A 2,123-nucleotide genomic window follows, 5' to 3' on the forward strand; every position below is an offset into this window, starting at 1 on the left:
CCAAGCACCGGCCCCAAACCCGAAGCAGGTCGCACCTGCGTATCAGCGTTGAGAACCGGAATCGACAAAAAACCTTTGAGCACCAGGTAGTACACAAGGGCACACGCAAAAAATACCGCGACGGGATAGAGCACTCGCGGCCAATAACGCTTCACCTGTTCGGACATTCGGCCGACCTCCCTCCCCCAAACCACGTCTAGGCACCCCTATAAGCCCCATCGCTCACATCAGAGCGGAACCTCTATAAGACCCCAGGGAACAGCAGCGTTTACCGAGTTCTGCCTGCATGCAAAATACCCTTATCCAGCAACGCGCGAACAAGCTCGTTCTCTTTAAAGCGAGAAGCGCGCACTCTGCAACCCGCCTTTGTTCAATAGGTAATATATCTGCGAATCTTACCGCCTTCACAACATCCACGATATAACCACTCGGACACCGAACTCGCCCGTACCCTCGGCACCACCGTAACAGCATCCACCGCCGGAACCGCCCGCACCATCACCGCGATGCTGCCCTCAGCTCAAAAACTCCGGAATCGCCTTGCTTGGCAGAGCTAAAACCCGCTATTCGCCCATCATGTCTTGGAGCTTCTTCAGATCGGCCATGTTCATACCGCCCATACCACCAGGCAGGCCCATACGCCGACGGCGCCCTTTGCCCTTCTTGCCGCGCTTGCCCCCCGCATCTTCGGCGGGCATCATCTTCTTCATCATCTTTTTGGTCTCGTTGAACTTTTTGATAAGCTGGTTCACGTCCGAGACCGTCACACCGGCACCGGCAGCGATGCGGGCGCGTCGAGGGCCATTGAGCAGGTCGGGCTTCTCGCGCTCGGCCTTGGTCATGGAATTGATGATAACCTCCATATGATCAAGCGCGCCTTCATCCACTTGACCACCCGCCATGGCCTTATCGCCTCCCGGCAGAGCGGAGAGCAGCTTAGAGACACCACCCATTTTGCGTATTTGGCGATTCATCTCAATGAAGTCATTCAGGTTCAACTGGGCGCGCATCATGCGCTCAGTGGTCTCGGCCTCGATTTCGTCTTGCTGAACCTTCACGGCCTGCTCGATAAAGCTGACCACGTCGCCCATCCCCAAGATGCGCTTTGCCATGCGGTCGGGGTGGAATTCCTCGAGGGAGTCGGGCTTCTCGCCTGAGGAGATGAACTTGATCGGCTTGCCGGTGACCTGCTTGATAGACAGAGCGCCGCCGCCGCGGGCATCGCCGTCCATCTTCGACATGATCACGCCGTCGAAGTCGACGCGCTCGGAAAATGCCGCCGCCACATTCACCACGTCCTGGCCGGTCATAGCATCCACTACCATGAGTATCTGATCGGGCTTAACAGCACGTTTAATGGCCTCAGCCTCGTCCATCATCTTGTCATCCACGTGCAAGCGGCCCGCCGTGTCCACGATAACCACGTCGCGCAGATTGTCGATGGCGTCCTGGATGCCCTCTTGCGCAATCTTCACCGGGTCTTTTCCGTCGCCGCGGTACACGCGCACTCCGATCTCGACGCCGAGCGTTTCCAGCTGGTCGGCCGCAGCGGGGCGGTACACGTCGCAGGCAACCAGCAACGGAGCATGATTCTCTTGCTTCAGGCGGTAGGCCAGCTTGGCGGCAGCCGTCGTCTTGCCGGAGCCCTGCAAGCCCACCAACATGATGACGTTAGGAATGCGGCTGGTCAGAACCAGCTTGCTGTCGGTGCGGCCCAAAAGCTCGGTAAGCTCGTCCATGACGATTTTCACGACGTTTTGCGCTGGTGTAAGAGAGTCCAGCACCTCGGCCTCCAGGCAGCGCTCCTTTGTGCGCGCGACGAACCCTTTCACCACCTTGAAGTTGACGTCCGCCTCAAGAAGCGCCATGCGAATTTCCTTCATGGCATCGTTAATGTCATCTTCGGTCAGGCGGCCTTTGCCGCGCAGCCCGCTGAATATGCCCTGAAGGCGCGTCGAAAGGTTTTCGAGCATGATGCGTGGCTCCTCGTCGTATACGTCGATTAAGCGTACTGTTTTGAATTATACGACAGCAATCCCGCTCCGACCACAAACACACAAGCAATCCGACCGTGCCTTATCGGTAGGGTTATCGGTAGTCGCAGAAGTAGCGGTTAATGCCCG

1 protein-coding gene is annotated in these 2,123 nt (G+C 57.7%); it reads right to left on the reverse strand.

Translation table 11 applies throughout. From position 1 onward, the window contains the following. Positions 1 to 563: 563 nt before the first annotated feature. Positions 564 to 1,973, reverse strand: coding sequence for a signal recognition particle protein (gene ffh / locus RR842_RS14245; RefSeq protein WP_332554456.1), 1,410 nt, complete (start codon positions 1,971 to 1,973; stop codon positions 564 to 566). Positions 1,974 to 2,123 lie beyond the last annotated feature (150 nt).

Source organism: Gordonibacter sp. (assembly GCF_036667095.1).
Lineage (GTDB): Bacteria > Actinomycetota > Coriobacteriia > Coriobacteriales > Eggerthellaceae > Gordonibacter.